This window comes from Methanomethylovorans hollandica DSM 15978, from assembly GCF_000328665.1.
In the GTDB taxonomy this organism is placed as follows: Archaea; Halobacteriota; Methanosarcinia; order Methanosarcinales; family Methanosarcinaceae; genus Methanomethylovorans; species Methanomethylovorans hollandica.
In genome coordinates, this window is the sequence record NC_019977.1 from 2,069,972 (window position 1) to 2,094,848 (window position 24,877).

At 43.0% G+C, this 24,877-nt stretch carries 33 protein-coding genes; 15 read left to right on the forward strand and 18 right to left on the reverse strand.

The window, feature by feature from the left end; translation table 11 throughout:
• Window positions 1-54 precede the first annotated feature (54 nt).
• Entirely contained in the window at window positions 55-516 is a 462-nt protein-coding gene (locus METHO_RS09960; protein ID WP_015325409.1) for a deoxycytidylate deaminase, read from the forward strand.
• Here the strand turns inward: METHO_RS09960 and METHO_RS09965 are convergent.
• From METHO_RS09965 to METHO_RS09975, 3 genes are all read right to left on the reverse strand, one after another.
• Window positions 499-1,263, reverse strand: a complete 765-nt coding sequence (locus METHO_RS09965; RefSeq protein WP_048831145.1) for a coenzyme F420-0:L-glutamate ligase — start codon at window positions 1,261-1,263, stop codon at window positions 499-501. The genes METHO_RS09960 and METHO_RS09965 overlap by 18 nt on opposite strands.
• Before the next feature lie 198 nt (window positions 1,264-1,461).
• Window positions 1,462-1,923: an Hsp20/alpha crystallin family protein gene (locus tag METHO_RS09970; RefSeq protein WP_015325411.1), complete on the reverse strand. Its 462-nt coding sequence runs from the start codon at window positions 1,921-1,923 to the stop codon at window positions 1,462-1,464.
• 112 nt (window positions 1,924-2,035) lie between these two features.
• Entirely contained in the window at window positions 2,036-3,235 is a 1,200-nt protein-coding gene (locus tag METHO_RS09975) for a cofactor-independent phosphoglycerate mutase (protein WP_015325412.1), read from the reverse strand.
• Between the two features lie 103 nt (window positions 3,236-3,338).
• Between METHO_RS09975 and METHO_RS09980 the strand changes: the two genes are divergently transcribed.
• The 4 genes from METHO_RS09980 to METHO_RS09995 all read left to right on the forward strand — a co-directional run bounded on the left by METHO_RS09980 (window position 3,339) and on the right by METHO_RS09995 (window position 7,150).
• Window positions 3,339-4,340: an S-layer protein domain-containing protein gene (locus METHO_RS09980; protein WP_048831146.1), complete on the forward strand. Its 1,002-nt coding sequence runs from the start codon at window positions 3,339-3,341 to the stop codon at window positions 4,338-4,340.
• A 102-nt stretch (window positions 4,341-4,442) separates the two neighbouring features.
• On the forward strand, window positions 4,443-5,837 hold the full coding sequence (locus tag METHO_RS09985) for an aspartate kinase (protein WP_048831147.1): 1,395 nt from the start codon (window positions 4,443-4,445) through the stop codon (window positions 5,835-5,837).
• 13 nt (window positions 5,838-5,850) lie between these two features.
• Window positions 5,851-6,852, forward strand: a complete 1,002-nt coding sequence (gene purM / locus METHO_RS09990; protein WP_048831148.1) for a phosphoribosylformylglycinamidine cyclo-ligase — start codon at window positions 5,851-5,853, stop codon at window positions 6,850-6,852.
• 10 nt (window positions 6,853-6,862) lie between these two features.
• Window positions 6,863-7,150 (forward strand): DUF1894 domain-containing protein, encoded by a 288-nt coding sequence (locus METHO_RS09995; RefSeq protein WP_015325416.1) that lies wholly within the window; start codon window positions 6,863-6,865, stop codon window positions 7,148-7,150.
• 90 nt (window positions 7,151-7,240) lie between these two features.
• Here METHO_RS09995 and tnpB read toward each other — a convergent pair whose 3' ends face one another.
• Complete coding sequence (tnpB, locus tag METHO_RS10000) at window positions 7,241-8,353, reverse strand: IS200/IS605 family element RNA-guided endonuclease TnpB (protein ID WP_015325417.1); 1,113 nt, start codon at window positions 8,351-8,353, stop codon at window positions 7,241-7,243.
• A gap of 134 nt (window positions 8,354-8,487) precedes the next feature.
• Window positions 8,488-9,054 (reverse strand): hypothetical protein, encoded by a 567-nt coding sequence (locus METHO_RS10005; RefSeq protein WP_015325418.1) that lies wholly within the window; start codon window positions 9,052-9,054, stop codon window positions 8,488-8,490.
• A 194-nt stretch (window positions 9,055-9,248) separates the two neighbouring features.
• Between METHO_RS10005 and METHO_RS10010 the strand changes: the two genes are divergently transcribed.
• Window positions 9,249-10,301, forward strand: a complete 1,053-nt coding sequence (locus METHO_RS10010) for a hypothetical protein (RefSeq protein WP_156811108.1) — start codon at window positions 9,249-9,251, stop codon at window positions 10,299-10,301.
• A gap of 49 nt (window positions 10,302-10,350) precedes the next feature.
• Here METHO_RS10010 and mtrH read toward each other — a convergent pair whose 3' ends face one another.
• Genes mtrH through mtrE form a run of 8 tightly spaced genes read right to left on the reverse strand, consistent with a single transcriptional unit; the run spans window position 10,351 to window position 15,315 of the window.
• On the reverse strand, window positions 10,351-11,307 hold the full coding sequence (gene mtrH / locus METHO_RS10015) for a tetrahydromethanopterin S-methyltransferase subunit H (RefSeq protein ID WP_015325420.1): 957 nt from the start codon (window positions 11,305-11,307) through the stop codon (window positions 10,351-10,353).
• Between the two features lie 12 nt (window positions 11,308-11,319).
• Window positions 11,320-11,550, reverse strand: coding sequence for a tetrahydromethanopterin S-methyltransferase subunit MtrG (mtrG, locus tag METHO_RS10020; protein WP_015325421.1), 231 nt, complete (start codon window positions 11,548-11,550; stop codon window positions 11,320-11,322).
• Window positions 11,550-11,783 carry a tetrahydromethanopterin S-methyltransferase subunit F gene (locus METHO_RS10025; protein ID WP_015325422.1) on the reverse strand — a complete coding sequence of 78 codons (234 nt, stop codon included), beginning with the start codon at window positions 11,781-11,783 and terminating at the stop codon, window positions 11,550-11,552. Before METHO_RS10025 ends, mtrG begins: the two co-directional genes overlap by 1 nt.
• A 1-nt stretch (window position 11,784) precedes the next feature.
• The gene (gene mtrA, locus METHO_RS10030; protein ID WP_015325423.1) at window positions 11,785-12,510 is read right to left on the reverse strand and encodes a tetrahydromethanopterin S-methyltransferase subunit A; all 726 of its coding nucleotides are present in this window, start codon (window positions 12,508-12,510) and stop codon (window positions 11,785-11,787) included.
• A 1-nt stretch (window position 12,511) separates the two neighbouring features.
• Window positions 12,512-12,835, reverse strand: coding sequence for a tetrahydromethanopterin S-methyltransferase subunit B (locus tag METHO_RS10035; protein WP_015325424.1), 324 nt, complete (start codon window positions 12,833-12,835; stop codon window positions 12,512-12,514).
• The gene (mtrC, locus tag METHO_RS10040) at window positions 12,832-13,659 is read right to left on the reverse strand and encodes a tetrahydromethanopterin S-methyltransferase subunit MtrC (protein ID WP_015325425.1); all 828 of its coding nucleotides are present in this window, start codon (window positions 13,657-13,659) and stop codon (window positions 12,832-12,834) included. Before mtrC ends, METHO_RS10035 begins: the two co-directional genes overlap by 4 nt.
• Before the next feature lies 1 nt (window position 13,660).
• Complete coding sequence (gene mtrD, locus METHO_RS10045) at window positions 13,661-14,404, reverse strand: tetrahydromethanopterin S-methyltransferase subunit D (RefSeq protein WP_048831317.1); 744 nt, start codon at window positions 14,402-14,404, stop codon at window positions 13,661-13,663.
• 5 nt (window positions 14,405-14,409) lie between these two features.
• Window positions 14,410-15,315, reverse strand: a complete 906-nt coding sequence (gene mtrE, locus METHO_RS10050) for a tetrahydromethanopterin S-methyltransferase subunit E (RefSeq protein ID WP_015325427.1) — start codon at window positions 15,313-15,315, stop codon at window positions 14,410-14,412.
• Window positions 15,316-15,719: 404 nt separating this feature from the next.
• Here mtrE and METHO_RS10055 point away from each other — a divergent pair, with 404 nt between their 5' ends.
• Complete coding sequence (locus METHO_RS10055; RefSeq protein WP_015325428.1) at window positions 15,720-16,532, forward strand: sugar phosphate isomerase/epimerase family protein; 813 nt, start codon at window positions 15,720-15,722, stop codon at window positions 16,530-16,532.
• Here METHO_RS10055 and METHO_RS10060 read toward each other — a convergent pair.
• On the reverse strand, window positions 16,506-16,958 hold the full coding sequence (locus tag METHO_RS10060; RefSeq protein ID WP_015325429.1) for a universal stress protein: 453 nt from the start codon (window positions 16,956-16,958) through the stop codon (window positions 16,506-16,508). The two genes, METHO_RS10055 and METHO_RS10060, sit on opposite strands and share 27 nt — an antisense overlap.
• Before the next feature lie 92 nt (window positions 16,959-17,050).
• On the opposite strand from METHO_RS10060, the gene METHO_RS10065 reads away from it, so the two are divergent.
• Window positions 17,051-17,518, forward strand: a complete 468-nt coding sequence (locus METHO_RS10065) for a DUF5806 family protein (protein ID WP_048831150.1) — start codon at window positions 17,051-17,053, stop codon at window positions 17,516-17,518.
• Window positions 17,519-17,522: 4 nt separating this feature from the next.
• On the opposite strand, the gene METHO_RS10070 is transcribed toward METHO_RS10065, so the two are convergent.
• Window positions 17,523-17,786: a hypothetical protein gene (locus tag METHO_RS10070; protein WP_156811110.1), complete on the reverse strand. Its 264-nt coding sequence runs from the start codon at window positions 17,784-17,786 to the stop codon at window positions 17,523-17,525.
• Between the two features lie 120 nt (window positions 17,787-17,906).
• On the opposite strand from METHO_RS10070, the gene METHO_RS10075 reads away from it, so the two are divergent.
• Window positions 17,907-18,323, forward strand: coding sequence for a hypothetical protein (locus METHO_RS10075; protein ID WP_156811112.1), 417 nt, complete (start codon window positions 17,907-17,909; stop codon window positions 18,321-18,323).
• Window positions 18,324-18,386: 63 nt separating this feature from the next.
• Window positions 18,387-18,671, forward strand: a complete 285-nt coding sequence (locus METHO_RS10080) for a signal recognition particle protein Srp19 (protein ID WP_015325432.1) — start codon at window positions 18,387-18,389, stop codon at window positions 18,669-18,671.
• 55 nt (window positions 18,672-18,726) lie between these two features.
• Here METHO_RS10080 and METHO_RS10085 read toward each other — a convergent pair whose 3' ends face one another.
• Together METHO_RS10085 and METHO_RS10090 are read right to left on the reverse strand one after the other, a co-directional pair.
• Window positions 18,727-18,900, reverse strand: a complete 174-nt coding sequence (locus METHO_RS10085) for a preprotein translocase subunit Sec61beta (RefSeq protein WP_015325433.1) — start codon at window positions 18,898-18,900, stop codon at window positions 18,727-18,729.
• A gap of 89 nt (window positions 18,901-18,989) precedes the next feature.
• Window positions 18,990-20,009 (reverse strand): S-methyl-5-thioribose-1-phosphate isomerase, encoded by a 1,020-nt coding sequence (locus tag METHO_RS10090; RefSeq protein WP_048831151.1) that lies wholly within the window; start codon window positions 20,007-20,009, stop codon window positions 18,990-18,992.
• A 568-nt stretch (window positions 20,010-20,577) separates the two neighbouring features.
• Between METHO_RS10090 and METHO_RS13765 the strand changes: the two genes are divergently transcribed.
• From METHO_RS13765 to METHO_RS10100, 4 genes are all read left to right on the forward strand, one after another.
• On the forward strand, window positions 20,578-20,730 hold the full coding sequence (locus METHO_RS13765) for a hypothetical protein (protein WP_156811116.1): 153 nt from the start codon (window positions 20,578-20,580) through the stop codon (window positions 20,728-20,730).
• Between the two features lie 18 nt (window positions 20,731-20,748).
• Window positions 20,749-20,877: a hypothetical protein gene (locus METHO_RS14315; RefSeq protein ID WP_281162783.1), complete on the forward strand. Its 129-nt coding sequence runs from the start codon at window positions 20,749-20,751 to the stop codon at window positions 20,875-20,877.
• A gap of 88 nt (window positions 20,878-20,965) precedes the next feature.
• Window positions 20,966-22,795, forward strand: a complete 1,830-nt coding sequence (locus METHO_RS10095) for an HD domain-containing protein (protein WP_015325436.1) — start codon at window positions 20,966-20,968, stop codon at window positions 22,793-22,795.
• Between the two features lie 8 nt (window positions 22,796-22,803).
• Window positions 22,804-23,556 (forward strand): tRNA (adenine-N1)-methyltransferase, encoded by a 753-nt coding sequence (locus METHO_RS10100; RefSeq protein WP_015325437.1) that lies wholly within the window; start codon window positions 22,804-22,806, stop codon window positions 23,554-23,556.
• A gap of 3 nt (window positions 23,557-23,559) precedes the next feature.
• Here the strand turns inward: METHO_RS10100 and radB are convergent, their stop codons facing one another.
• Entirely contained in the window at window positions 23,560-24,213 is a 654-nt protein-coding gene (radB, locus tag METHO_RS10105; RefSeq protein WP_015325438.1) for a DNA repair and recombination protein RadB, read from the reverse strand.
• Window positions 24,214-24,592: 379 nt separating this feature from the next.
• Here radB and METHO_RS10110 point away from each other — a divergent pair, with 379 nt between their 5' ends.
• Complete coding sequence (locus METHO_RS10110; RefSeq protein ID WP_015325439.1) at window positions 24,593-24,844, forward strand: glutaredoxin family protein; 252 nt, start codon at window positions 24,593-24,595, stop codon at window positions 24,842-24,844.
• Window positions 24,845-24,877 lie beyond the last annotated feature (33 nt).

The following is a 24,877-nucleotide window of genomic DNA, read 5'->3' on the forward strand; positions in this document are numbered from 1 at the left end:
TGTTTCCAACATACACTACAACTTATATATACTACTTGCTATTTTTATAAGTCGATGATAGAGAGGCCGGGATTAGACGAATATTTCCTCGAAATAGCTACCGTTGTAGCAAAAAGGTCAACATGCCTGAGAAACCAGGTGGGTGCTGTGATCGTCAAGGATAAAAGGATACTTTCCTCAGGCTATAATGGTGCCCCCAGGAACATGGCCCATTGTCTTGACATTGGCTGCATCAGACAGCAGAACAACATCGAATCGGGTACACGCCACGAGAAATGTCGGGCAGTGCACGCCGAGCAGAATGCCATCATCCAGGCAGCACTTTATGGGGTCAGCATAGACTCGGCAACCTTGTACTGCACACACCAGCCATGCATCCTGTGTGCCAAAATGATCATCAACTCAAATATCAAAAGAGTTGTGTTCCTGCAATCCTATCCGGATAGGGATTCCATTGAATTCTTTGATGAGGCCGGAGTAGAACTTGTTAACCTGCCCTCAAACCCGGCACCTTAGATATTTCAGGCTTTTTTTAATCAGATCTTCTTCATCCGACCTATACATTTCCTTTACGGATGCACTATCTTTGGACCTTAATTTCAGGCCACGTATTATCACTACAGGATATCCGCCGTTACCTTCACCCATAAGCAGGTTCGCAGCTCCTGCGACCTCATCAGCGACAGCTTCTTCTGTGATCTTAAGTTCTTTACCGAACAGATCTTTTTGTCCCTTCCAGTCTTTGAGAGGATGGATACGATAGACTCCTACAGCAACCCCTGTTTGACCACGCTTAAAGGCTCTCCCATTCGTATCGGTAATGATTACACTGATCTGCGTACCAGTGTAACTCTCGATCCCCTTTCCAATATATGCAGCGCTTGCATCAGAATCTGCCGGAAGCTCCAGAAGTATTTCCTCTTCAACATTAGATTCATCAATGCCTGCATTGATGCATATATGGCCATTTTTCATCTCCACAAGCAATACTGGTGAAGAAATCAGGCATTCCCGGCTCCTTTCAAGAACCGCCTGTATAAACTCGGGAGTGAAACGGATATGTTTGGAGAACTCTACTGCCTCTGCACCAGGAACTATATCCACCAGGGAAAAAGTCCTTCCTTCAGCTTTCCCCACAATGGTGGAAGCTATAACTATGACATCCCCATCAAGGATATCGGTTCTTTCACAAATGATCTGTGCGATATCATCCTCTTTTTTTATCAGTGGGATGTTTTCCACTACAAAAGCCTCGAATCTCAAAAATTACACCTGGTGTTAACAGGTCATTAGGCATAAATAAGCCTATCTACATATGAACAGATGCGGCGATGATGATAGTTACCCCGACTGAGCAAAATATGAAGAGGTTATTTCCCTGATGCCGTAAATATATAAATTACTGAAAAAAGCGATAGTACGTCCATCATATATGGACGTACCCTAGAAATTATCCACAACTCATTCGATAAGTATCTTCTGCTTTTCCTCTATCTCTGCCTTAGGTATTTTTATGGTCAGAACGCCATCCTCCAGTTTGGCTTTCGCTCCTTCTGTCACAACATTCGCAGGCAGGCTGAAGGTCCGGGCAAACCGTGAAAAAGCGCGTTCATGCACCACATATCCTTCCTTCTCTTCTTCCTTTTCGCGATGCGTGTTTGCATTGATGTAGAGCATATTATTCTTAATATCGATCTCCACATCTTTCTTGTCTACTCCGGGCATGTCGGCCTTTACAACTATTTCGTTATCCTTATCCTGCACGTCCATCATGGGTGAAAGCGTGTCTAAGGTCTTTATTTCACCCGAAAGTGACAGTTCACTGAACAGCTGTCTTAGAAGTCCCTGCATCCTGCCTACCTCTTCAAAGGGATCCCATTTAGATATACCCGAAGGTGTCCATCTTGTAAGACCTTGTTTCATGCAATCCACACCTTTGAGTATCGGGGTTTAGCCATTCCCCGCATAACTCCAATGAAATACATGAGAATTAATTATAAAATTTGACTATGGTTAAAAAAAAGAGATTGTGTTCTTATGTGTGGCGTTGTATCATGAGCTTTACCAGATCAGCAGCATACACAATTCCATAGGATCCCTCCCGCACATCAACTTCATTGAATGCTGTGGCATTGTCGGGATGTTTCTCATTGGTGGAGTAGATAGCAAAAGGTATGGGATCAGATGTATGCGTCCTCAGGTGCACAGGAGTCGGATGATCAGGCATTACCAGGATGGTCACATCTGCGGCCATGGAATTAGCACCCTGCAGTATGGTGCCAACAACCTTCTCATCAAAATCCTCGATGGCCTGGATCTTAGCCTTTGCATCTCCCATGTGCCCTGCCTCATCCGGTGCTTCCACATGTACGACAACGAAATCGTGATCCTTCAGAGCATCCAGTGCATACTCGGCCTTTCCTACGTAATTGGTATCCAGATAACCTGTTGCTCCGGGCACCTCGATTATATCGAAACCTGCGTATATTCCGATCCCCTTCACAAGATCTACTGCGGAGATGATAGCTCCGGTCTTACCGTACATATCCCTGAACAGAGGAAATGCAGGCGCACCTCCCTGTCCCCATAACCAGATCGAATTGCCTGGCTTCTTACCTGCTGCTATCCTGTTAAGGTTCACAGGATGCTTCGCAAGAATGGCCATGGAAGTATCGATCAATTCACAAAATATCGTACTGTCCTTGCCTTTTGGCATATGATCTTCTTTTTTTTCGCCTATCACGTCATGAGGAGGAGTGCACGCGGTTTCAGCACCAAAGTTGTTCTTTGTAACCATCAGATGTCTGTAGCTGATACCCGGATAGAAGCTGATCCCGTCCTTACCTAACTCTGCATCTACGGTTTGTATAAGTTCCCTGGCCTCTTCGCTTGAAATGTGTCCGGAACTGTAATCAGCGATCATTCCGTCCTCTATAGTTATGAGGTTACATCTGAAAGCCACATCATCAGCATCCAATTCAATGCCCATGCTTGCAGCTTCAAGAGGAGCCCGGCCTGAGTAATACTTTTTAGGATCATATCCTACAATAGACATGTTCGCAACATCGCTTCCCGGATGCATACCTTCCGGGACGGTCCGGGCCAGCCCCGCTTTTCCATGGGCAGCAATATAGTCCATGTTGGGCGTTCTTGCCTTCTGGAGTACAGTTCTTCCTCCCAGTTCAGCAATAGGTTCATCCGCCATACCATCTCCGATCAGTATTATATATTTCATGATATACACCAGGGATCCTAAAACCGACAGACTAATCAACTAATAGAAGAAACAAGCATGCAATCACATGTAATGTCCTTTAATTTGTATGATAGTGGTTCCTATGAGATATATACGTTTTGTGGTTGTCTGTGTAATGACATTGCTTATTCTGCTGTCTTCCCCAGTTTATTGTTCCCCTGAAGAAGGGGCAATGATATATTACTCTGAGGAAACTCTGAGTGCAGGCGATATTGTACAGTTAGAGCAAGGTTATTCTTTCAAGCTCATAGATTCCAGCAAAGACTCCGGAGACATATTATTAAAAGTGTACTATAAAGATGAAGAGATCGATATAAGGGATTCTTTCGGAGACGAAGATAAACCATTTGAGTACATAGTCACCATGGAAGAAACAAATGAAGACAAAAAGGAAGAGGAAATAGATTACGTTGTACTCAGGATCACACCCGTGGATTTTGATGAAAAAGATGATAGGATATATGTTGAAGTGGAGATCGAACAGTTCCTTGATCCTGAGCAGGAAGATGACGATTTCCTTATGCTGGATACCTCAAAGTCTGTTAAAGTTGGAGAAAGCCTTTCCCTTGAAGACGGTTACACTCTGGAAGCAAGTGATGTGGAAGATGATTCTGTGATCCTTGAACTGAGCAGGGATGGGAGATCGCTGAAGAAAGAAGAACTGGAAACTGGCGATATATTCATTTATTCCAAAAATGTGGATGGCAATTCACGGACCATTTTTATAGCAAGGATAAGTAAATTTTTTGAATCTTCGACCAGTTCCACTGTTATCCTTAAAGATGTGACGCAGAGACCTGATCTGGAAGAAAATAGCATAGGAAATGTAGTAAGAGATATATCAAAAAATGTATCTGAAAACAACAATAATGATACGAATCCTTTGATATCAATACCTGATAGCATTGACAAAAATAAGGGAGAACTTAATAGCTCTGCTACACAAAACATAATGAATCCTTCATCAACACCTGCCACTAACGGAAATGGGAATGTGACAGATCATGTGAATACTGATAGTTTTATGCCAATTCTATTCATAATTATCATAGCGATAGGAATTGTGATCTTTAAATTGAGCTAAAAGTAAAAAATACATTAATCTTACTTTAATGGGTTCATAATCTTTATATCACACAATCTTCTTTATAGTGCAATCCATAACCGCGGAAAGTGTGAAATTAATATGAGAATCGTAATGAAATTTGGTGGTACTTCGGTAGCAAATGGAGAAAAGATCCGCCATGTTGCTACACTCCTGAAAGGCTTCCATGAAAACGGTCACGAGCTTATTGCAGTTACATCAGCACTTGGTGGTACTACAGATGGGCTTTTGAGCACAGCAAAGGATGTTTCAAAGAACGGCAAAGTCTCGCTGGTCAAAGAGTTCATAGCGGACATCACCAAAACGCATTATGATGCCATACATGCTGCAATAGATGATGAGAATATTATCTCTGAAACCACAGAGGTAATTGATGTTAGATTAGATGAACTGGAAAAAGCCTTAATAGGAATATGTTATCTTGGAGAGCTTACGCCGCGTTCAATTGATTATATTTCTTCTTATGGGGAGAGGTTGGCTGCACCCATAGTAAGTGGCTCTATAAGGTCTTTAGGTATTGATTCCAAATGGCTGACCGGTGGAGAGTCCGGCATTATCACTGATGGCAATTATGGGAACGCACTGCCCCTTGAAAAAAGCTATGAACTTATCAAGGAAAAATTATCTCCTTTACTGAACTGTTCAATAGTAACAATTATCACTGGTTTTATTGCAGAGAACGAAGACGGAATCATCACCACCCTTGGCAGGAGCGGATCTGATTTTTCAGCTTCGATCATTGGCGCAGCTGTCCAGGCTGACGAGATTTGGTTATGGAAAGAAGTACATGGAATAATGACCTCTGATCCAAAAATAGTTCCTGAGGCAAAACCACTGGCTCAGGTTTCTTACATCGAGGCTATGGAACTGTCATATTTCGGCGCCAAGGTACTTCACCCCAGGACAATAGAACCAGCTATCAAACACAAGATACCTGTTAGAGTAAAAAATACTTTTGAACCTTCTTTTGAAGGCACTCTTATAGTGGCTGATCAGGTACCAAGCCAGAATGTAGTAAAAGCAGTGACCTTGATCAAGAAAGTGGCGCTTATAAACATCTGTGGAGCTGGCATGATGGGCACGATCGGTACAGCTGCACGGGTTTTCACAAGTCTTGCTAATGCAGGAGTAAACATAATTATGATAAGCCAGGGCTCTTCTGAAGCAAATATGTCTCTGGTGATCGATGAGGACCAACTGGAAACTGCTGTCGCTGCAGTGCGTTGCGAATTCAATAGAAATGTGGTGGGAGACGTTGTCTTTGACAGAGATATCTGCGTGGTCGCTGTTGTAGGTGCAGGTATGGATGGCACACCAGGTGTCTCGGGCAGAGTATTCAGTACGCTGGGAAGAGAAAAAATAAATGTGATAATGATCAGCCAGGGCTCATCACAGCACAATATATCCTTTGTTGTGAGCTCAAGGGACGCCATTAATGCAGTTAGGGTTTTACATCGCGAATTCTATAATTTATGAAAGGGGTAGTTCAATGAGTGAAAAGCATCTCACATATGCAGGATCGGGCGTGGATATAAGACAGGAAGAGAGCACTATCAAAGCCCTTACCAGTAAAATGACCTATATGCGTACAGGCCTGGGTGCTCCGCTAACAGATATAGGGCATTATGCAGGTCTTCTTGATTTTGGGGAATACGCCCTTGCAATGACAACAGATGGAGTTGGTTCAAAAGTCCTCATTGCAAACGCGCTTAAAAAATGGGATACAGTCGGAATAGATTGCGTTGCTATGAATGTAAATGACATACTGGCTATTGGCGCAGAGCCAGTGGCTTTTGTAGACTACCTGGCACTTGAATCCCATGATGAATCATTCGCAACTCAGATTGGAGAGGGATTAAGAAATGGTGCTGAGTTTTCCCGCATGTCAATAATAGGCGGTGAGACTGCTACCCTCCCGGACGTTATAAAAGGTTTTGATCTTGCAGGCACTTGCCTTGGTATGGTTAAAAAAGATAAGATCATCACTGGTGAAAATGTGCAAGTGGGTGATGTGCTTGTCGGCATACCCAGCAGTGGAGTACATAGCAACGGTTATTCCCTGGTACGCAAAATAGTCGAAGGGTCCGGACATTCTTATAAGGATCCATTCCCATACAACGATTCTACTACCATTGGTGAAGAGCTGCTCATTCCCACCAGGATATACATGGAAATACTTGATGTGATCGGGCAATGTGAAGTACACGGTTTGGCTCATATCACGGGAAGTGGCCTCTTAAAACTTCAGAGGGTCACCAAGCTCGGATTTGATATTTCCGATCCCATAGAACCCAACGATATTTTTAAGTTCTTGCAAAGAGAAGGTAATGTAGACGAACTTGAGATGTACAGGACGTTCAACATGGGAATGGGGTTTGTAATAATACTGCCCAAAAAAGACGCTTTAAAAGCAGCTGAGCTTACAGGCGGGAAGATCGTAGGCAGTATAGTAGAATCCGGTATAAGAGTAAAGGGACTCACAATAATTTGAGGCGGTTAACATGTCCAGATCATCATGCACAAAAGATATGCCTTATGAGGTATTGACTAGTGGGGTTACTCTTACACAAAGTGAAAAATACATAAAGGACAACTCTGAAAAGGTATTTCATGTACCCGGAGGTTATAGCATAAAGGGTATGAAACTTATTGGTTCAGATAAGATCCCTGTGGGTGTAAAAGGTAACGATCTGATCTTCCAGTTCATAAAGCCCTGTTTTGGATTATTCATACTAAAAATGACTGATGTTCAGGAAGAAATAGAAAAGCTGCAAAAAGAGTTTCCGTGAACTACTACCCTATTAATAGGGTGGCTTCCTACTTCATACCCCTGACCATTGCCAGTAAGTCCATAGGCTCTTTCCGTAGTCCCTACGGTGTTATATCCCGATTAGGTTTTGCTTATTAAGAGCAGACTTTTTGATATTAATAGCGGCATTAACATCCCTGTCATGATTGGTTTTACAATCAGGACATTGCCATTCTCTATCTGCAAGTGTTAAGTTCTTATTGTGATATCCACACACATTACAGATTTTAGTTGACGGTTCAAACTGTCCTATGCGTAAAATTGTTTTTCCAAACCATTCTGCCTTATATTCCAGTTTAGTTACAAAAGAACTCCAAGAAGCATCTGCTATGTGTAGTGCAAGGCAATGATTTTTCAACATACCGCTAACGTTCAAAGTTTCCAATGCTAACGCTTGATTCTCGCCTATCAGCTTAGAGGATAATTTATGTTGAAAATCATTTCTCTGGTTGCTTATTTTTTCATGGAGCTTTGATACTGCATTTCTGGCCTTTGCCCTGTTCTTTGAACCTTTTTGCTTTCGACTCATCCTTCTTTGTAATACATGAAGACGTTGTATAGAGGTTTTAAGGTATTTCGGATTATCTATTTTTTTACCATTGGAAAGTATAGCAAAGTCCTTGATTCCAATATCGATACCAACAGTTACCTTTTCATTGAACAGACTTTTAACAGGTGTTTCCTGTTCATCATCTACAAGAATACTAATGTAGTATTTTCCAGTTGGTGTTCTGGATAATGTAGCGGTCTTTTCAATACCCTTAAATTTACGATGTAGTTTTGTTTTTATCCATCCAATCTTAGGGAGCTTTACTTTATTGTTATCAAAGTCCACTTCGTAGAATTGTGGTACTGAAAAAGATTGTACTGGATTTTTCTTAGATTTAAAATTCGGAAATCCTTTTTTTTCTCTAAAAAATTTGGTAAACGCAGTTTCAAGATTAAGAGTAGCACCTTGTAATGATTGTGAGTTTACATCCTTTAACCATGTATGTTCCTCCTTCAATTCAGTTATCATTTTATTCAAGGTGAATCTTGATACGGATTTATCATTTTGCTCGTATGACTTGATTTTGTTCTCTAAAGCCCAATTATAGACAAACCTACATGCACCGAAATGTTGGAAGAACGATTCTTCCTGCTCCTTTGTAGGATATATTCTATACTTGTAGGCTTTTAACATACAAACAGTATATTGTTTTAACAATATATATATATATATTTAGTATTGAGTTGTGTGGAGAACTTCTTTTGTAGAATAGACGTAATTCATCCACCGTTTGAAAACGGTGGTCTTCTTACTCCAACATGATAAACTCAGATCTTGCAGCTTGAAGACATAGCCACTATAGTTTGCAGAAAATCTTGAGAAGGAAACTCATGTATGGAACAGGCTATGACCTTGCCCTTACCTACATCTTTTACGACCATCAGTGACCTGCCCTTTGGGTCCTTTAACACAACGTTTGCATCCGTGTCAAGGAAATACCCGTCATATTCCACTTCAGTTACATGCTTTTCGATGACACAGATATCTTCATGTGCTTCCATCCTCTGCACTGTGCAAGAACCCTGTTCCTGCACATATTTCAGTTTAAAGGGTAGCCAGTCATAATCATATTCCGGCACCATCGGCCCAAATATGACTACAGTACCTCCTTTTTTGAGGAAGTTTTCAATTTTATTTTTGTTCCTCACGATACCCTTGAGAGTGGAGGTATATACAGGGTTGGCAAAACCTGTGGGAAGAACAATACATCTGCACGGAGGCAGGAAAGGTGTGCCTATAGATTCAGCTTGCACTCGCTGGCATTTAATATTATACTCTACAAATAATTTCTCAAATAAAACGGGCGTGTCCCAGAGAAGCATTACATCTGTCATGGAAGCAGCATTAGTGCATTCTCATATTAATCTTTCTGAGTAACTGGTTATATTTAAATAGCATTAGATCAAACCTTCTTATAAGGAGTATATTAAAAAATGTCCCCTTGTATGTGAAAGGGTGGGGAGTAAATCCATCTGATTTACACCCGGTTAATTTTGACCGATTTGTGGAACATCAAAATGTCATGGTGATGATGCATGAAATGACCGGTTACAGAAGAATCCGGTGCATCGACCAAGCAGGCTTTGGTATCGAGGCTTTTAGAATGGTGATACCTGATGACTGGACGTGTTATGGCGGGATCACTTGGGTTAATGACATGCATATGCCTGTATACATTAATTTTGCAGTGGCCAGTCCCGATGGACTAATTGCATTTGAAGGTTTTCCCATCCTGAAGTTCACGTGGTCGAGCAAACCTATGGCAGTTATGAACCAGCAATTATGGCAGAGCCAGAGTACAAAAGTTGCTGCGCCCATGCAACCGGACGAAGTGCTCCTTAAATATATAATAGCTCCTTTCCGGCAAAAGATGCAGCCTTACAGGATAGTTCTTAGAGGTCCGGTGCATCCTGATGACCCAATGGTTGCAGATGCTTTTACTCCTCGTACCGAAGCCAATGTGAGATTTGGAAAAGTACGAATAGCCTATGAAATTGCAGAAAATCCTATTGAAGAGGAATTTTATGCCGGAGTCTTATACGAACAGGTTCCGGTGATAGGTGGAAACTTCATCCTCTGGCAGATGCAGACTGGATCTATCCGTGCCCCTGAGGGGCATCTTGAAGAGAATCTGCCCCTTTTCAGAACGATGAAGGCTTCTCTTCGGCCAAATGAGATATGGGTCCGGCAGCTAACAGACCTGATGATAGGATTGTATCAGCAGCAGATTGCAAATATCCAGAAGATAGGCGTTTTTTCAAGAAAATACAGCCAGATGCAGGATAGGTTAAGAGAGCAGAGAATACGCAGCTGGGAAGAGTCCAACAGGCAATTCGAGGCTGACAGAGCAGTAAATAATACACAGATCGATCGGGAAAGCCCTTCTGAAAGGTTCAGTCGCGAGGCCATTCTTGGCCTTGAAAGACGCTGGGACCCTTATGAAGAGAAGGAGATCGATGTTGAGAGCGGACATGTGGATGTTTGGATAAATGCTCTGGGAGACAGAATCCTCTCTGACAGCTACAATTACAACCCGGATGAACATCTTATGGGCAACTGGAAGAGAATGGAAACACTTTAGAATGGATTTGATCAAAAAATCAATTAAAAAAGAATGGAAACTGGTATGATCATACCAGTTTGAATATGGGGTGGTTCGGGTCCTTAACCTCAAGACCAAGTTCCTTTGCAGTTTCGGCCAGCATGATATCTACCATGGCTGTTGCAGGGAACACTTTGTCAGTGTTCTCAATTGGACCGAAAAGCTGGAAGTTTGAACCGAGCACCTGTGGCACAAGGTTTGTACCTATATCTGCCGGCATGTAGATTGCCTGCTTTTCTTCCTTTGTCTCGAACTTCTTCTTGTAGTTCTTCATCCAGTCCCATGCAGATGCCATGTTGTGGTATCCACCGCCCACAGGAAGACCAAGGTGCCCCTTGATCGCCAGGACTGCTCTCATGGATGCACCGGAACCAGCTCCCAATGGTGTTGCTGCCACATCGACCAATGGTTTTGTGATACCACATTCCTTGGCAATCTCAAGCATTCCCTTTGTCTGGCCTGTACCACCGGTCTCAAGGATCTCGAGCTTACCTTTTACACTTGGGTCAGTTGCATTGAATGCAAGGACAATAGAACAGTTGATGTCACTTTCCCTGACTGCTTCCATCTCGTCCGGGTGGATACTGGCATTGATAGAGTTGTAGATAGCCCTGTCAGCTACACCGATCTCTGTAACGTGCTTCGCGGCTGCTGCACGAACATCGCCTGCTGAAGAGTCGATAAGGAAGGGAGTCTTATCATCAAGCTCAACAAACCAGTCAATGTACTTTGTGATCGCTTCAGGAGTTTCTCCCACGATCTGGTTGACATATGGGTTACCTGTGGTTGCACCCATCTCCTGAATGTTATGCCACAGATTTTCTGCAGCTGCCTTGTCGAATATACCTTTATCTTCATCTGACACGATCTTGTGCCTTGCATAGAACATCGTACCTACAAGTACTGTTGGGTATTCTCCGGGCTGGCCACCGAACTTGACGCTGCCTACCTCGTATACCTCTTGCTTTTTATCAAATCTGAACATTTGTACACCTCTTTATCCAAATAACCATGGTTTTATTGACAGGTAAACAAGGAATATTAGTATTCCGGCAACGGCTCCATACAGTATTCCAATGTCCCTTCCAACCTTCCTACCTATCCTCTGTGCGACTTCACTGTGGACGAACTCTATTTTCTCGTCTATCTTGTTAAGTCTCTCCAGCACTTCAGCGAAATCCGCTGGGTCTGTGACCACGCTGGGTACTCTATCGCTTCTTTCGGTCATTAGTAAATCACCTGCCAGATGATCAATGGAAGAACTACTGCCATAAGAATGGCAAATATAAAACCAGCAGCAAAACCAATGAATCCTGTTGCACTTACACCGGAATCAAGCTTCTGGTTCCTTGCAATGAGCTGGGCGCGGGCCCTTATGTCCGCTACAACATTATCTATAGGTCCCATCTGAGGTGAGATGACCATAGGGACACCTTTATCATATTCCAACTGTTCAGCCATGTTAGTTACCTCCCAGCAGAAGACCCAGTATTGTCAGAGTAATACCCAGGCCGATCATTATACCTTCTACCTTACCGGCATGGACACCTGCATGGAACTTGTTGAGGTTACCGATACCCATCATCTCTTTGTTGACACTGAGTATACGGCTCCTTACAGTAGCCATCTCTGCAGCCATTGGCTTGAGGCCACCTGCTTCTTCCTTCTCTTCTTCTCCTCCCTCCCCTATCTTCAGGAGCATAGGCTCTGCATCATAGGCTCCGGGGTCCTTTGCAGCATACTCTTTGATCTTTGCTACAATTGCATTGGTATCTTCTGTTCCTATGAAGTTGACACATTCGACCTGTTGCTGGAACCTTTCTATGGCTTCTGCCGTAAGGTTCTCTATATAGGGAATAGCACCTACTGCACCAACTATCCTGTTATCTTTAACACCGTTCTGGTGCATCTTCAGGATTGCATCACCGGTAACGTGTCCTTTGACCTCTGAACCGGTTACAATGAGAAATCTTATGTTAGGATTGGAGATTATGTGTACAACTACCTTCTCTATACCCAGGTTCTCTGTCTTACAGGGCCCAGTGATGCAGGCTCCTGCATCAAGTTGAGGACCACCGGTAAGGTGTGAACCCAGGGTGATGACAGCAACACAGTTCTTTACATCTCCTACTTCATATTCACCTTTAAGTACAGGCCACTGTGGTGCTGGCTCTCTCTTATCTACCATCTCACATCACTCCCATAGTTTTTAGCACATACATCACGATGAGCAGCAGACCTGCAACTCCAAGACCTACAATTATTCCGTAGAAGGAATTTCCATATATACCGGCAATGTAGGATGTATTTTCACGACCGGGGAATGAGTTCATAAGTGGCCGGTCAGGTGCAAGGGAGTTCACCAGATCATCCGCTATCTTGTCCAGTTCATCAATCTTTGCAAGTATGGGATCCATTGAATACTGGATAATATCGGGACGTTCCTCTGCCAGTAAAGAGGTTAATGGATCAAGCACCAGGTGCGCTTCTGGTGCAACGTGTATCATGCTCATTCTAACTCCTCCTCAGATGGCAGTAACCCAGTTCCAACTACTTTGAAGGCATCTCTCTTGACACGTTCATAGAATCCCATGAACCCAATGTACCAGAGGAATATACCTATAATGATGGTTACCATACCAGCTGATGCATTCTGCACAGACAATGCTACTATACCTGCTATGATCATTGCTATAGCACTTTTTTCAAATGCAGTATACAGAGTACGGTCCTGCTTTTCATCCGGGCCGAGGTTTGCATTGAACGGGTGAAGCATAGCCATACCGCCTGCAATGAAGATCACTGCGATGTAACCTGTGGTGATGACCTCTGTAAGCACAACATCGAACGTGAATGTGCCTGTCATTGCAACAGCAAGACCAATGATCAATATGGTCCCTGATGCAGCTATCTCTGTCATTGACTGTTCCATTACAGGGATATTCATATTCAGGACCTTGTTAGCAAAGATACCAATAACTAAACCAATTATTGATGCCACTACAACAGCTACCACAGGACCGGCGATTTCAATACCCAATCCTTTACCTACTGCAAGGCCGAACATGGCTGCAACGACACCCATACCTAAGGCCAGCATGCCTATAGAAGGTACACCGGTACCAAGACCATAGCTTGCCACTCTTCTAACGGCTGCAGCGCCCCATATAGTAGCGCATATAGCACCAAGAGCACCCATGAATGATAAGACGCCGCCTGCTACATTTGACAGGAAATATGCTGCATATATTCCTACAAGGCCTCCGATTATACCGAAAGCTATTAGCTGATTCTGTGGGATAGCTGCATGAGCTTCCCCGCTTCCTCCTGCTGACATCTTACATACCTCCTATGGTGACCACTGCCAGAACAGCACAGAGAAGGGTAACGACTAAAGAAGTGATCGCTGCCTTTGGCCATTTCTTGAACTTCGGGTCATGGAAACCTTCTATGGTTCCTCCAATGTTGTATGATGGAATAACCGCGTTCATGAAGAATATACCTACTGCGAAAATACTGGCAAGGCCCACCAGTTGATGACCTGTTGCACTCATGATATCCTTAATGGTCAATCCTGCAGCAACTTCTCCCATCTTCAGCAGTGCATAATAAACAGTGCCTCCGCCAAGTCCTCCAAGCCCTGCTCCGATAACACCGCTCACAAATGAAACGGTTGGGATCGCATGGCCTTCAGTACCCTGGGATATGTAAAGGTCCTGCCTGTCCTTTGTTATAGGGTCGTATTTTACTTTTGCTGATGCTGCGGGACAACCCACACCATAGAAGTAGACCCATTGACCTACAATCATGGTAACAGCTATCATGATCATACCACCCACTGCACCTGAGGCAAGCACCAATCCAATATTATCAGTAACGCCCATCATTGAACCTGCTGTGACCAGGCCTGTAAGACCTGCTCCGGCAGCCAATTGCACGGTACCTGTTCCGATACCGGTTGCCTGGGCCATTGCAGCTGGCGCACCGCCTACTGGCACGAAGTGAACGCTAACAGATACAAGGACACCTCCGAGGGTGATAAGCAACATATACATTATGTTATCTGCAATTAATCCTACTATATCTATCATGCTGCTTCCTCTTTATCTTCTTTGTAGGGACCGAATGCTTTCCTTGCCTGGATTTCGATCTTTCTGTTATAGATGATCATAATGAAGACAATGAGAGCTCCTGCAATAACAGACTCCCATCCGGCCGTGGGGCCTTTTGACGGATCGAAAACAGTAGTTATCCATCCACTAAGGAAGACTGTCATACCAAAGGCAATACCCGTTACAGGTCCTCCGAACTTTGCACAGAACCAGGAATTATCCATACTGCTCCTGATCCCGGATTCTGCCTTTCTTACGATCTTACCGGAGTTTGCGGTGTTAAGACCGGAACCGAACTCCACATCCTGGAACTCACGCTCGGCACCATAGTGCACATCACCTGTGGATGAGCCGATAGCGCCAACGGTGATACCCCATATGAATGCCAGTAGCGGAAGCGGGAAGGGATGAGCAAAAACAGTCATCATTAAGTAAGATACTACAAGAATAGAGAATGTTGTTATGAATGAGTATCCCATTATTGCCGGCGTGTGAGAACGCAGCACATCAAGGTATACCATCTGTTTGAAACGTTTCTGGCTGGAGCATCTGCCCATGTATGAAGTTACTGCATATGTTCCGTGTACCATGGCTGCGACCAGTGATCCTATGGTCAGTGCAAGCACTGCGGAAAAGTTGGCGTTCAACATAACATAAGCTATAGTTCCACCGATAGCACACATAAGAGCGTTCGATGGTGGTTCTCCAGAAATGGCTTTATTATAGATCCTGTGTGGATACGACATCTGGGGCGCAAGTTGCACTTGAGAGTTAGGGTTACTCTGAGATCCGATATCGGATTCCAGATCTTCTGATGCACCTGCTATGGTAGCAGCAGCACCCATAAGTGCTAACGCGCCCATGCCTATGAGCGGGTCCATATATTTTCCTCCTACATCTTTGTCTTCTGATTGTGAATTAATTCTATTATATGGATAATATTTGTCCATCATATAGTAAGTAGTGTCAATGATGGTAATATATTACCATTCGCTGAAATTGAAGATACTGTCTCATTATAAACCTTTCGAAGAAAAACTCGCATTGCATAGAGCTATTTTTTATCTTAGTTATATTATAATTAGAGATATGTCAGAACATTACATATGACAGTAGAGTTTAAATACTACTATACGCTTTTGTCTAGGCCAACCGGATTTTTAAAATATTCAAATTCTAGAATATAGAAGTTTTTTCTGCGTGTGCCCTGTTAAATACAAAGCCTATGGTACATTTTGGCAGTCAACCACAAATATCTTATTACCAGGATATCACCTGATAGTATATGATAATTGGAGCATCTTCCTTTGCAGGTTCCCTCTCTGAGCTGTCAGATGAAGTAAGATCTGTGGAACTATACATACCCAAAATGCATGTATATAATGGTCCAAGGCTGGACCGTGATGTACTGTCAACGATCCTCGATGAGCTCTCTACTTTGAACCTCATGACCTCGATACATGCCCCCTACTCTGCCCAATCATCCACCTATCCTAAAGACCTGCAAGTAGACACTGCAAATATGGAACCAAAAGATTTCAGGCTCATGCGTGAATCCATTGAACTTGCAGCAAGCCTGGGCTCAAAAGCAGTTGTCCTTCATCCCGGCAGGATCACTGGTGATCGTGAACTTTCCTTTATGAACATGGTATCCAATCTGAAGCAGCTTGCAGTACAGGCAGCTGACTTCGGGGTGATGCTGGGACTTGAGAATAAGGAAGGTACAGACCCCACAAACCTCTGCTGCCAGGCAGAGGAACTTATGGCTGCAGTGGAAGCCGTGAATTCGGATAATCTGAATATCACACTGGATATCGGACACGCAAACCTTACATGCGATGGTGATCCTGAAGAATTGCGGACATTTGTCAGAACTGTAGCACCCCGTGTGATACACATGCACATGCATGATAACAATGGTAGGTGGACCAGTACGTACGACGGGGACGAGCACCTGGCCCCTGGCAAAGGTACTGTAGACTATACAGTATTAAAGGAGATACATAACTATAGAGGCATCTACAATCTTGAAGTGTTCTCCATGACGGAAGTTATCCAAGGTAAAACTACATTAATGAATTGTCTGGACATCATTTGAGTTGTCTTCGACCTGCGAAAATGTGTAATTAGGCGGTACCACCAATACTAGCTTTTCTGAAAGCTCCAGCACCTTAGCAGTGACAGAGCCCATTATTTTCTTTAGACCACTTTTACCCTGGTTACCCATGACTATAAGATCAACTTCATATCGATTAGCCACATCCACGATTTGTGCAGGTGCATTTCCTTCTTCTACGACCTTCTTTATCCTGGAACTGTCAAAACCTATCTCGATCAGTATATTTTCGATAGAAGAGAAAAGAACATCAGCTCCATCTTTCTGCCATGATTTCATACCCATGCCTTTATCTGCAAGTACATGAAGAATAATGAACTCATTATGCTCATTTCCTATCCTTTTAGTGACACGCGCAGCATTTTCTGAATATGTAGAGCCATCAGTGGGTAGTAAGATCTTCATCATTCCTTCATTAGAGTTAAATATATTAAAGCCCTTTGAATTGAAATTGTACTATAGTGGCTGCAATACAAATTTGGAATTTCAGGAGACAAGGCATGAAGTACCAGAAGTTCAGAAAAATGGATAGCAAAAAATACCTAGAGGTTACCCGATTCCTGAAAAGGACAACACACCTTACTGCAAGAGAGTGGGTGATAGCTCACCTTTGCGCAGATTTCAAAGATGCATCCAATAGATCTGAGATGACATGGATAGGCTCCAATCTTAAAGAACTTGTTCCTTTTATGGAAGAAGAGTATACTCGCCAGGAAGTTTCAAATGCAAGAGCAGTGTTCAAAAAAAAGGTTCAGCGCAGTGGCACTACCTTCTTTTATGCATATTATGCAGGCCTCATTACACAGGAAGAAATGATAGGCATGATACATAAGATGGTACAGGACATGAAAAAACTTATCGAAACTGAAGGTGGGGAGATTCCGGCAGAACATGCGACCGAAGTGCAGATGCTTGTAGCAGATGTGCTGAGAAAGATCAATGAATCAATGGAAGAAGATTTTTATTAAGATATTAAATCCTTTTTTCCATATACCCTTCGTAATAAGCAAGCATGTGCTTTTCAATGCGCCTCAGATGATGAGCCTGTACCCTTGAAATATAAAGCTTATTGGGTCCTATCTGCATAACGATATCCGAATCCTTCGGAGCTTTCATCTCAACTGGCACGATCACAGGCCCCCCACATGTAGTGCACAACCTGAAGTCTCCTTTACGTTCCGATATGAAAGCTCTGACCTCCGGATCAACATCAAAGATGCTCTGATTTTTTTCCATGCCAAACATGCATAAAACACCAACTATATGTATCTTGCTGAAACTTGCCCGAGAATATCTTAAATACAAGAGATAGAAATATTATAAAATATATATATGCATATATATATACCCAGAGTTATGGTATCATTGATATTGATAGCAGCCATCTGCCTTTGTGGTTATATCGAGAAAAAAGAGGAAGAAATTCCATTATATACTGACCCTGGATACCCGAATACTTATTTTGCCCATCCTGTCCTGGGCTGGCACCTGAACAAGACATCCCATGTGTATGAAGCTCAAGGACAGTCAGCGGCTTTCCTGTATTATACTTCCGACCCTTTGCTGAGCACCCGGGAAGGTGATCTTAAATTAAGGATCCACACAACTGAAAAGGATCCTAACGATCTTGAGACTTTGAGGGGACTTGGCACAGACATACTCACAGTTTCTGTTGATGGCACCACTATAGCATGTTATATCCCAATCGGTAGTCTGCAAGAGCTTGGAACCCTTGACTTCGTGAAAGATGTAAGTTCTGAGAAAAAGGAGTAAATCGTCAAAAAGGATCATCAGGGAATTTTAAATCACATGAAGTACTAACTAAAGGCCATGTTGATGCGTGATAGGAATAAACTGGTCATATGGCCAGCCTATATAGACAAGAACAGATCAAGAAGCCAGGGACGTATTATTTCAAGAAAATCCTCCGTTGGAGAACCAACTCTCACTGAGATAGAGAAAGCAGCATTGAAGCTCGGCCTTAATCCAGAAGTCGAAAAAGAGAAGTCCTACCCCAGATCATGGTGGGAAAAGAGCGGCAGAGTCCTTATTGATAATACGGCTCCGAAAACACAGCTTTCAAGAAAAATAGCTGCAGCTATAAAAGAGATACGTGCATAAATAACAGAAAGCCGATCTGGAAAAAAACAGAAAAAAAAACTGAATATAATAAGAATTATGGCCAGAGGCCATACATAGCATTGAGCATTATGATAGCAAAACCAATAACTACACCGAATACCAGCACAGATTTTGGATCGATGTGAATTGCCTTCTTATCCGCTTCATAATAACGCATCAGACCGGCTGAGGACATCAACCCGCTACCACTTGAACTTTTCTTAGACATATTTTCTCCTGCTGATAAATAGGCTATATTTATATTAGTGCTTTATGCTGAATTGCATTTAACCATTTAAAGCCTTATGGTCTAAGCGATCAAATGAAGAGTTCTTCCAGCAGAAATGGAGGATAATATACCCCCTTTTCTGTGATAAGAGCAGTGATATTTTCCATAGGGGTTGCATCGAATGCCGGATTATATACCTTTACATCTTTTGGAGCTATTGCTTTTCCATTACAGAAACGCAACTCATCCTCGTCCCTTAGTTCAATGGGTACAGTTTCCTCCCACCCTTCAAGATCAAAGGTAGATAGGGGTGCAGCTACATAGAAAGGTATCTCGTGCTCCTTTGCAAGCACAGAATGGGTATATGTCCCTATCTTGTTAAAAACCACGTCACCTGTTATCCTGTCAGCTCCCACTATAACCTTATCTATGAAACCGTTTCTCATCAGGTGTCCTGACATAGAATCCGCTATCAGAGTGACAGGGATATTATCCTGCATCAGTTCCCAGGCAGTGATCCTGCCCCCCTGGTTAAGCGGCCGGGTCTCGCATGCTACCACCTGTATTTGCTTACCATCTTCCACTGCCGAACGTATCACACCAAGTGCTGTACCCCAGTCCACACAGGCCATCCTGCCTGCATTGCAGTGAGTGAGCACCACGTCACCATCTTCCAGCAATCTGGCACCATGTTCCCCTATTTTCCTGTTCTTGGCTACATCTTCATCTGCCATCCTTTTTGCCTCCGATAGTGCCACAATTCTTATACCTTTCAGATCATACGTATCGTTGATGGCATGCAATATCCTGTCAACACCCCACGCAAGGTTGACAGCAGTGGGTCTTGTAGCCTTTATGGTCTTTGCCGCAATTTGCATGTCTTTTAACAATGCATCCATATCCTTGGCACTACTAAGCCTGGCTGCAAGAGCCATACCATACCCACCTGCGACCCCCAGAGCCGGAGCTCCGCGCACTCTGAGAGACATGATGGCCTCACACAAAGATGCGAGAGTCGTACATTCAATCACTTTGTATTCTGCCGGAAGCAGAGTCTGATCGGTCATTACTATTGAATTTGATTCATCATCCCAGTCTATTGTCCTCATGGTATCTGCTTTGTAAAGGTGCAAAGAAGGATAAAAATATGGAGGTTGGTACATGAGTCGGTAAGTCCGAAGATCGTGCCAGCAAGTCACGTGTGGAATTTGTTTATTGGAGCCGGACATTCTTCCTGGAAAACTTATTCCCTTTCATATTTTATGATAAATAATAAATATACTAAATTATATAATAAATGCTCAATCACTTGAGGAGAAAATATGCATCTTTCCAATTACATTGGTAAGTACTGGACCGGAGCAGAGGTTATCTATGCAGTGATCCTCGCAATGACCTTCACCAGTTTCCTTAGGACTTAAATTGCCATGCCAGTAGGATCATACTTCCCTATAATATATTCTGCACTTTTCTGCTGTATTGCATGAGGGATCGCTGATGGTGCATTCTATATATGGAAGAGAAATTATAATCTCGGGATAGAGAAATATAATAGAAATATGTAAGTCAGACCTGAAAGGAGAAGCTGCGATTTACCTGATCAGCGAAAAGCTTGAAAATACTATTATTAGCAACATTTCTGAAGAAAAGAGACTTGAATTATACAGAGATCTTATATTGCATCTTGCAGCAACCGGGGAAAAAGAAACAGTATCTACCCGGGAAGTGCTGGCTATAATCGTGGTCACATCCCTGATATCCACAGCTTCAGGAGTCACAGTTGTCCTGCCGTTCTTTCTGGCGGACAAGCTGATCCATGCACTTGCTTAGTCTAATCTGCTGGGAATATTGCTATTGTTTATCACCGGCTACTACAGAACATACGAAAAGAACCTTTACGGCAAGGTGAGATCAGGATTTGGCACTACGGTCATAGGCATGTCGATTGCAGCGATAACGATCGTATTGGGAGGTTAAGGGTATAAAGTGGCTGATAAGACCTGGTCAGGCATTTAAGATCGCATTTGCCTTTCCTTTATATATCCTCTTATCCTAATATAATCCAATGCAAAAACCCCTCATAATACATGATCCTGTGCACAAGACCATCATCCTTGATGAGTTCGAGCAGATGCTTCTGCACACACGTCAAGTCCAAAGGCTCAGGAACATACAACAACTTGGGTTAGTTGACCATGTCTATCCCGGTGCAAATCACACTCGTTTCGAACATAGCATCGGCACCATGCATATGGCATCTGTCATCGGCCAATCGCTTTCACTTGAAGAAGAGGAAATACGCAAAATAAGAATCGCTGGACTCTTACATGATATAGGCCACTCAGCATTTTCTCATGCAGTAGAGAGTGTCCTCAGGCGTAATCCCCATTTACAGCCAGTGGTCAAAGACAGGAAGTTCATAAAACACGAGGCCTTCTCAAAGGATATAATCAGGATGATGCCAGAGGATAATTTCATTGCAAGATACACGGAATCTGAATTTGGTACAGACCCTTTCTGTTTCTTTGATGAGATCGCAAATATTGCCACAGGTAACGCATATGCTATCTCAAAGCCATACCTCGCCCAGATAATATCAGGTGATATAGATGCCGACAGAATAGATTTCCTTCTAAGAGATTCTTATCATACAGGTGTATCCTTCGGACTCATCGATGTTGACCAGATAATCGACAGCCTCACCATCAAGGATGGGAATGTCGTGTTGGGAAGCCCGGATGACTCGGACTATGGCAATGAAATGGCACTCACGGCTGCAGAATCCATGTTAATATCCCGAGCTCACCATTATACTGCTATCATACACAACCCGAAGACTCAGGCCGCCAGGGTAATGCTGCTCTACGCACTTGAGGATGCACTTGAAATGTTCAGAAATGAGTATGGAATAGAAGCTGCAAAGAACGAGATAATTAGCTTTTTCACTGAATACAATGACAAGGACCTGCTTGGTTTCATCAGGTCACATGCATCTGAAGGACCTCTCCGGCTACTTAATGACCTCCTGGGTGATAGATTATATGTACCGATTGCAAGGTTCAGCCAGAAGATGCTCAGACCTTCCACAAGGATGGCACTTGCAACCATTGCCCGACACAGTGTGGCTAAAATGAAATTTGAATCAAGGCTTGCCCGGGAGCTGGGAGATGTGCTGGTAGACCTGGATGTAGCATCCGGTGTTCCAAAAAGTATGAGAGTATTGATAGGGAATGAAGAAAGCTTCTTCTATGATGAATCTGCCCTGGCCAACGGACTTGTCAGGTCCATTTCAAGGCAGCTTTCACTTACGACATTTGCACATCCCGATGCTGTCGCAGGGATGGATGGATCAGTGGTTTCCGATCAGATGCATAAAGTTGTGGATGAACTATCGCCCAGGCTTCTGGGCTTTATTCGTGCAGAACAGTATCTTCCCATAGAAAGCATAATACTGCTTTTCTATGCAATATACAATATCTTTAAGAAGGAAGAAACTGGTTTCATCTCAGTGCCACGGCTCAGGCATATTACCTGGTTGTACCGTACCATACATCAGTTAAGCAATCATGCTTCTCTGAAGAACCTTTTCGAGTATGACTTCCATGAAAGATATGGGTTCCCATATAGTGACAAAGCCTTCGAGGATATACAGGTGCTTGTTGCTATGGGCATAGTAGATGAGGATCTTAGATACTATGAAAAGCATGGGCGATACAGACAGAGATACGAGTACGTGCTCACACACGACGGCACTGAATATGCACATAAACTTGCCGGGTCCTATGCACATGAATTCAGGCAGATAGAGAATTATGTTCAGATAAATAAACATTCTATTCCCAAGGACATAGTGACCATGCCCCTGGTAAGATACACGCCCCAAAAACATATCTAGGAGATATTATGGAATATGGAGAAATGGTATTATTGAGAACGTTCTTTAAGGAAAAGCCAAGAGAATTCATAGTATGCGTTTCTGAGGATGCGTTCCACAGCGATTTTGGTATTATCGAGCTGGAAGAACTTACAAGATTATCGTCCGGAGATAAGATTTGTTCTCACAAGGGTCAGGAGTTCATTGTGCAGAAACCGCGTATGCCTGATATGTTCAGGCATGCACAGCGTTCTGGCGCCCCTATGATGCCCAAGGACATAGGCATGGTCATTGCATACACTGGAATTTGTAAAAACGATGTTGTGTTAGACGCAGGTACTGGCTCTGGCATTTTATCTATGTACCTTGGTTCCATAGCAAAAAAGGTAGTCACTTATGAGGTAAAAGAAAATTTTGCACAGCTTGCACGCAGCAATATTTCAAAAGCCGGTCTGGATAATGTGGAAGTGCGTTGTGGCAACATCGTTGAAGAGATCAGCAAAATAGAAGAAAAATTTGATGTTGTTACCCTTGACACTATCAATTCCCCTGAAGTTATTCCAATGGTGCGAAGAGTGCTTGTACCCGGCGGATTTGTAGTGACATATTCCCCATTCATAGAACAGACAATAGCAATACGCAAAGCTCTGGATGCTTCCGGACCATGGGATGTCACTACCATAGAATGCATAGAAAGACCTTTATCCGTATCAGAAAGAGGGACAAGGCCCGCGACAGGTGGAGTGGGCCATACAGGCTATATCACTATTGCCAGGGTATGACTTTCATTCAACCCCTTCAGAAGTTATTGTGAACTCACAGCTTATACCTTCCGGAAGGGAACGATGTTTCCTGAGAACTGCCCGCCTTTTTCCATCGCCAACGCGTTCTAACTGGATAATGGTCTTGGATATATGCTCGATGATATTCCCTCCAACGGGCCTCAGCGTGCCTGAGGTAATATCCGTGTATACCTGATTGGTGATGACTACAGATATGCCATATTTTCTTGCAAGGCTGTGCAGAAAACCTATCTGACTGCCAAGTTCGCGTCTTGCCCGCATAGCAGAATCGTCCTGCTCCAGTTCAAATCTGTAGAAGGCTGTAGCAGAGTCAACAATGATAAGACCAATGTTCTCCTTTATGACCTTTTCAAGTTCTCTTACTGCCGCATGCTGCTCTTCAAAGTTATGGGGTTCATAGATTATTATCTGCTGAGCTATTTCCTTTGCCCGGTCTCCTGCTATCTGCCGGAACCTACTGGGAGAAATACCTTCTGTATCAATGATAATGACCTTTTTTCCTTGCTCAACACATCTTATGGCAAGCTGAAGACACAGATTTGTTTTGCCGCTGCCAGCTTCTCCAAAAAACTGAGTAACAACTCCGGCTTCTAGCCCTCCTGCAAGGAGATCATCAACTGATTTGCAGCCAGACATTAAATGTGAATCTATGTAAACACCTCTTGAGATTACTTGCTATAGGAGGATAATTTATATCACTTTTTTGTACATTGGGTTGATGATCAAACCTGATCAGCGATATATTACCAGATATGATTATTAAACATGGAGGCGGATAAGGTTGTAGATCAAGTTTGTTACCGGAAAGGATTTTTGTGTATATAGATATGCTATGAAAAACCATTATTAAGCTATAGGTCATTTGTATAATTTACCTTCAAACGAGAGAGACGAGTTATTGAGAAGGGTTTTTTGCTTGTGGTTTTTAGATAGGTACAGGCAATGCTTGCTCATGACTAAATAATATACAATTAGAATAATAGATTAACGAATAAGGAAGAATGGACGCGAGAAAATGGCTGAAGTCACTATATATACAACAAAAACCTGTCCTAAATGTGAACTGCTCAAAAAGACCCTTAAAGAGAGTGGAGTGTCCTTCAAGACCACTGATATGTCCACACCGGAAGCTCTCACAGAACTGAGAGTCAATGGAGTTTTCACCCTTACAGCTCCTGTAATGCAGATAGATGAAGAGTTTCTCACTCATGATGAACTGTTCAATGGAATGGAAGTAAAAAGAGAAGTATTTAATAATTTACTTTGATCAGAAGGAGACCGGATAATGGATACATGCACC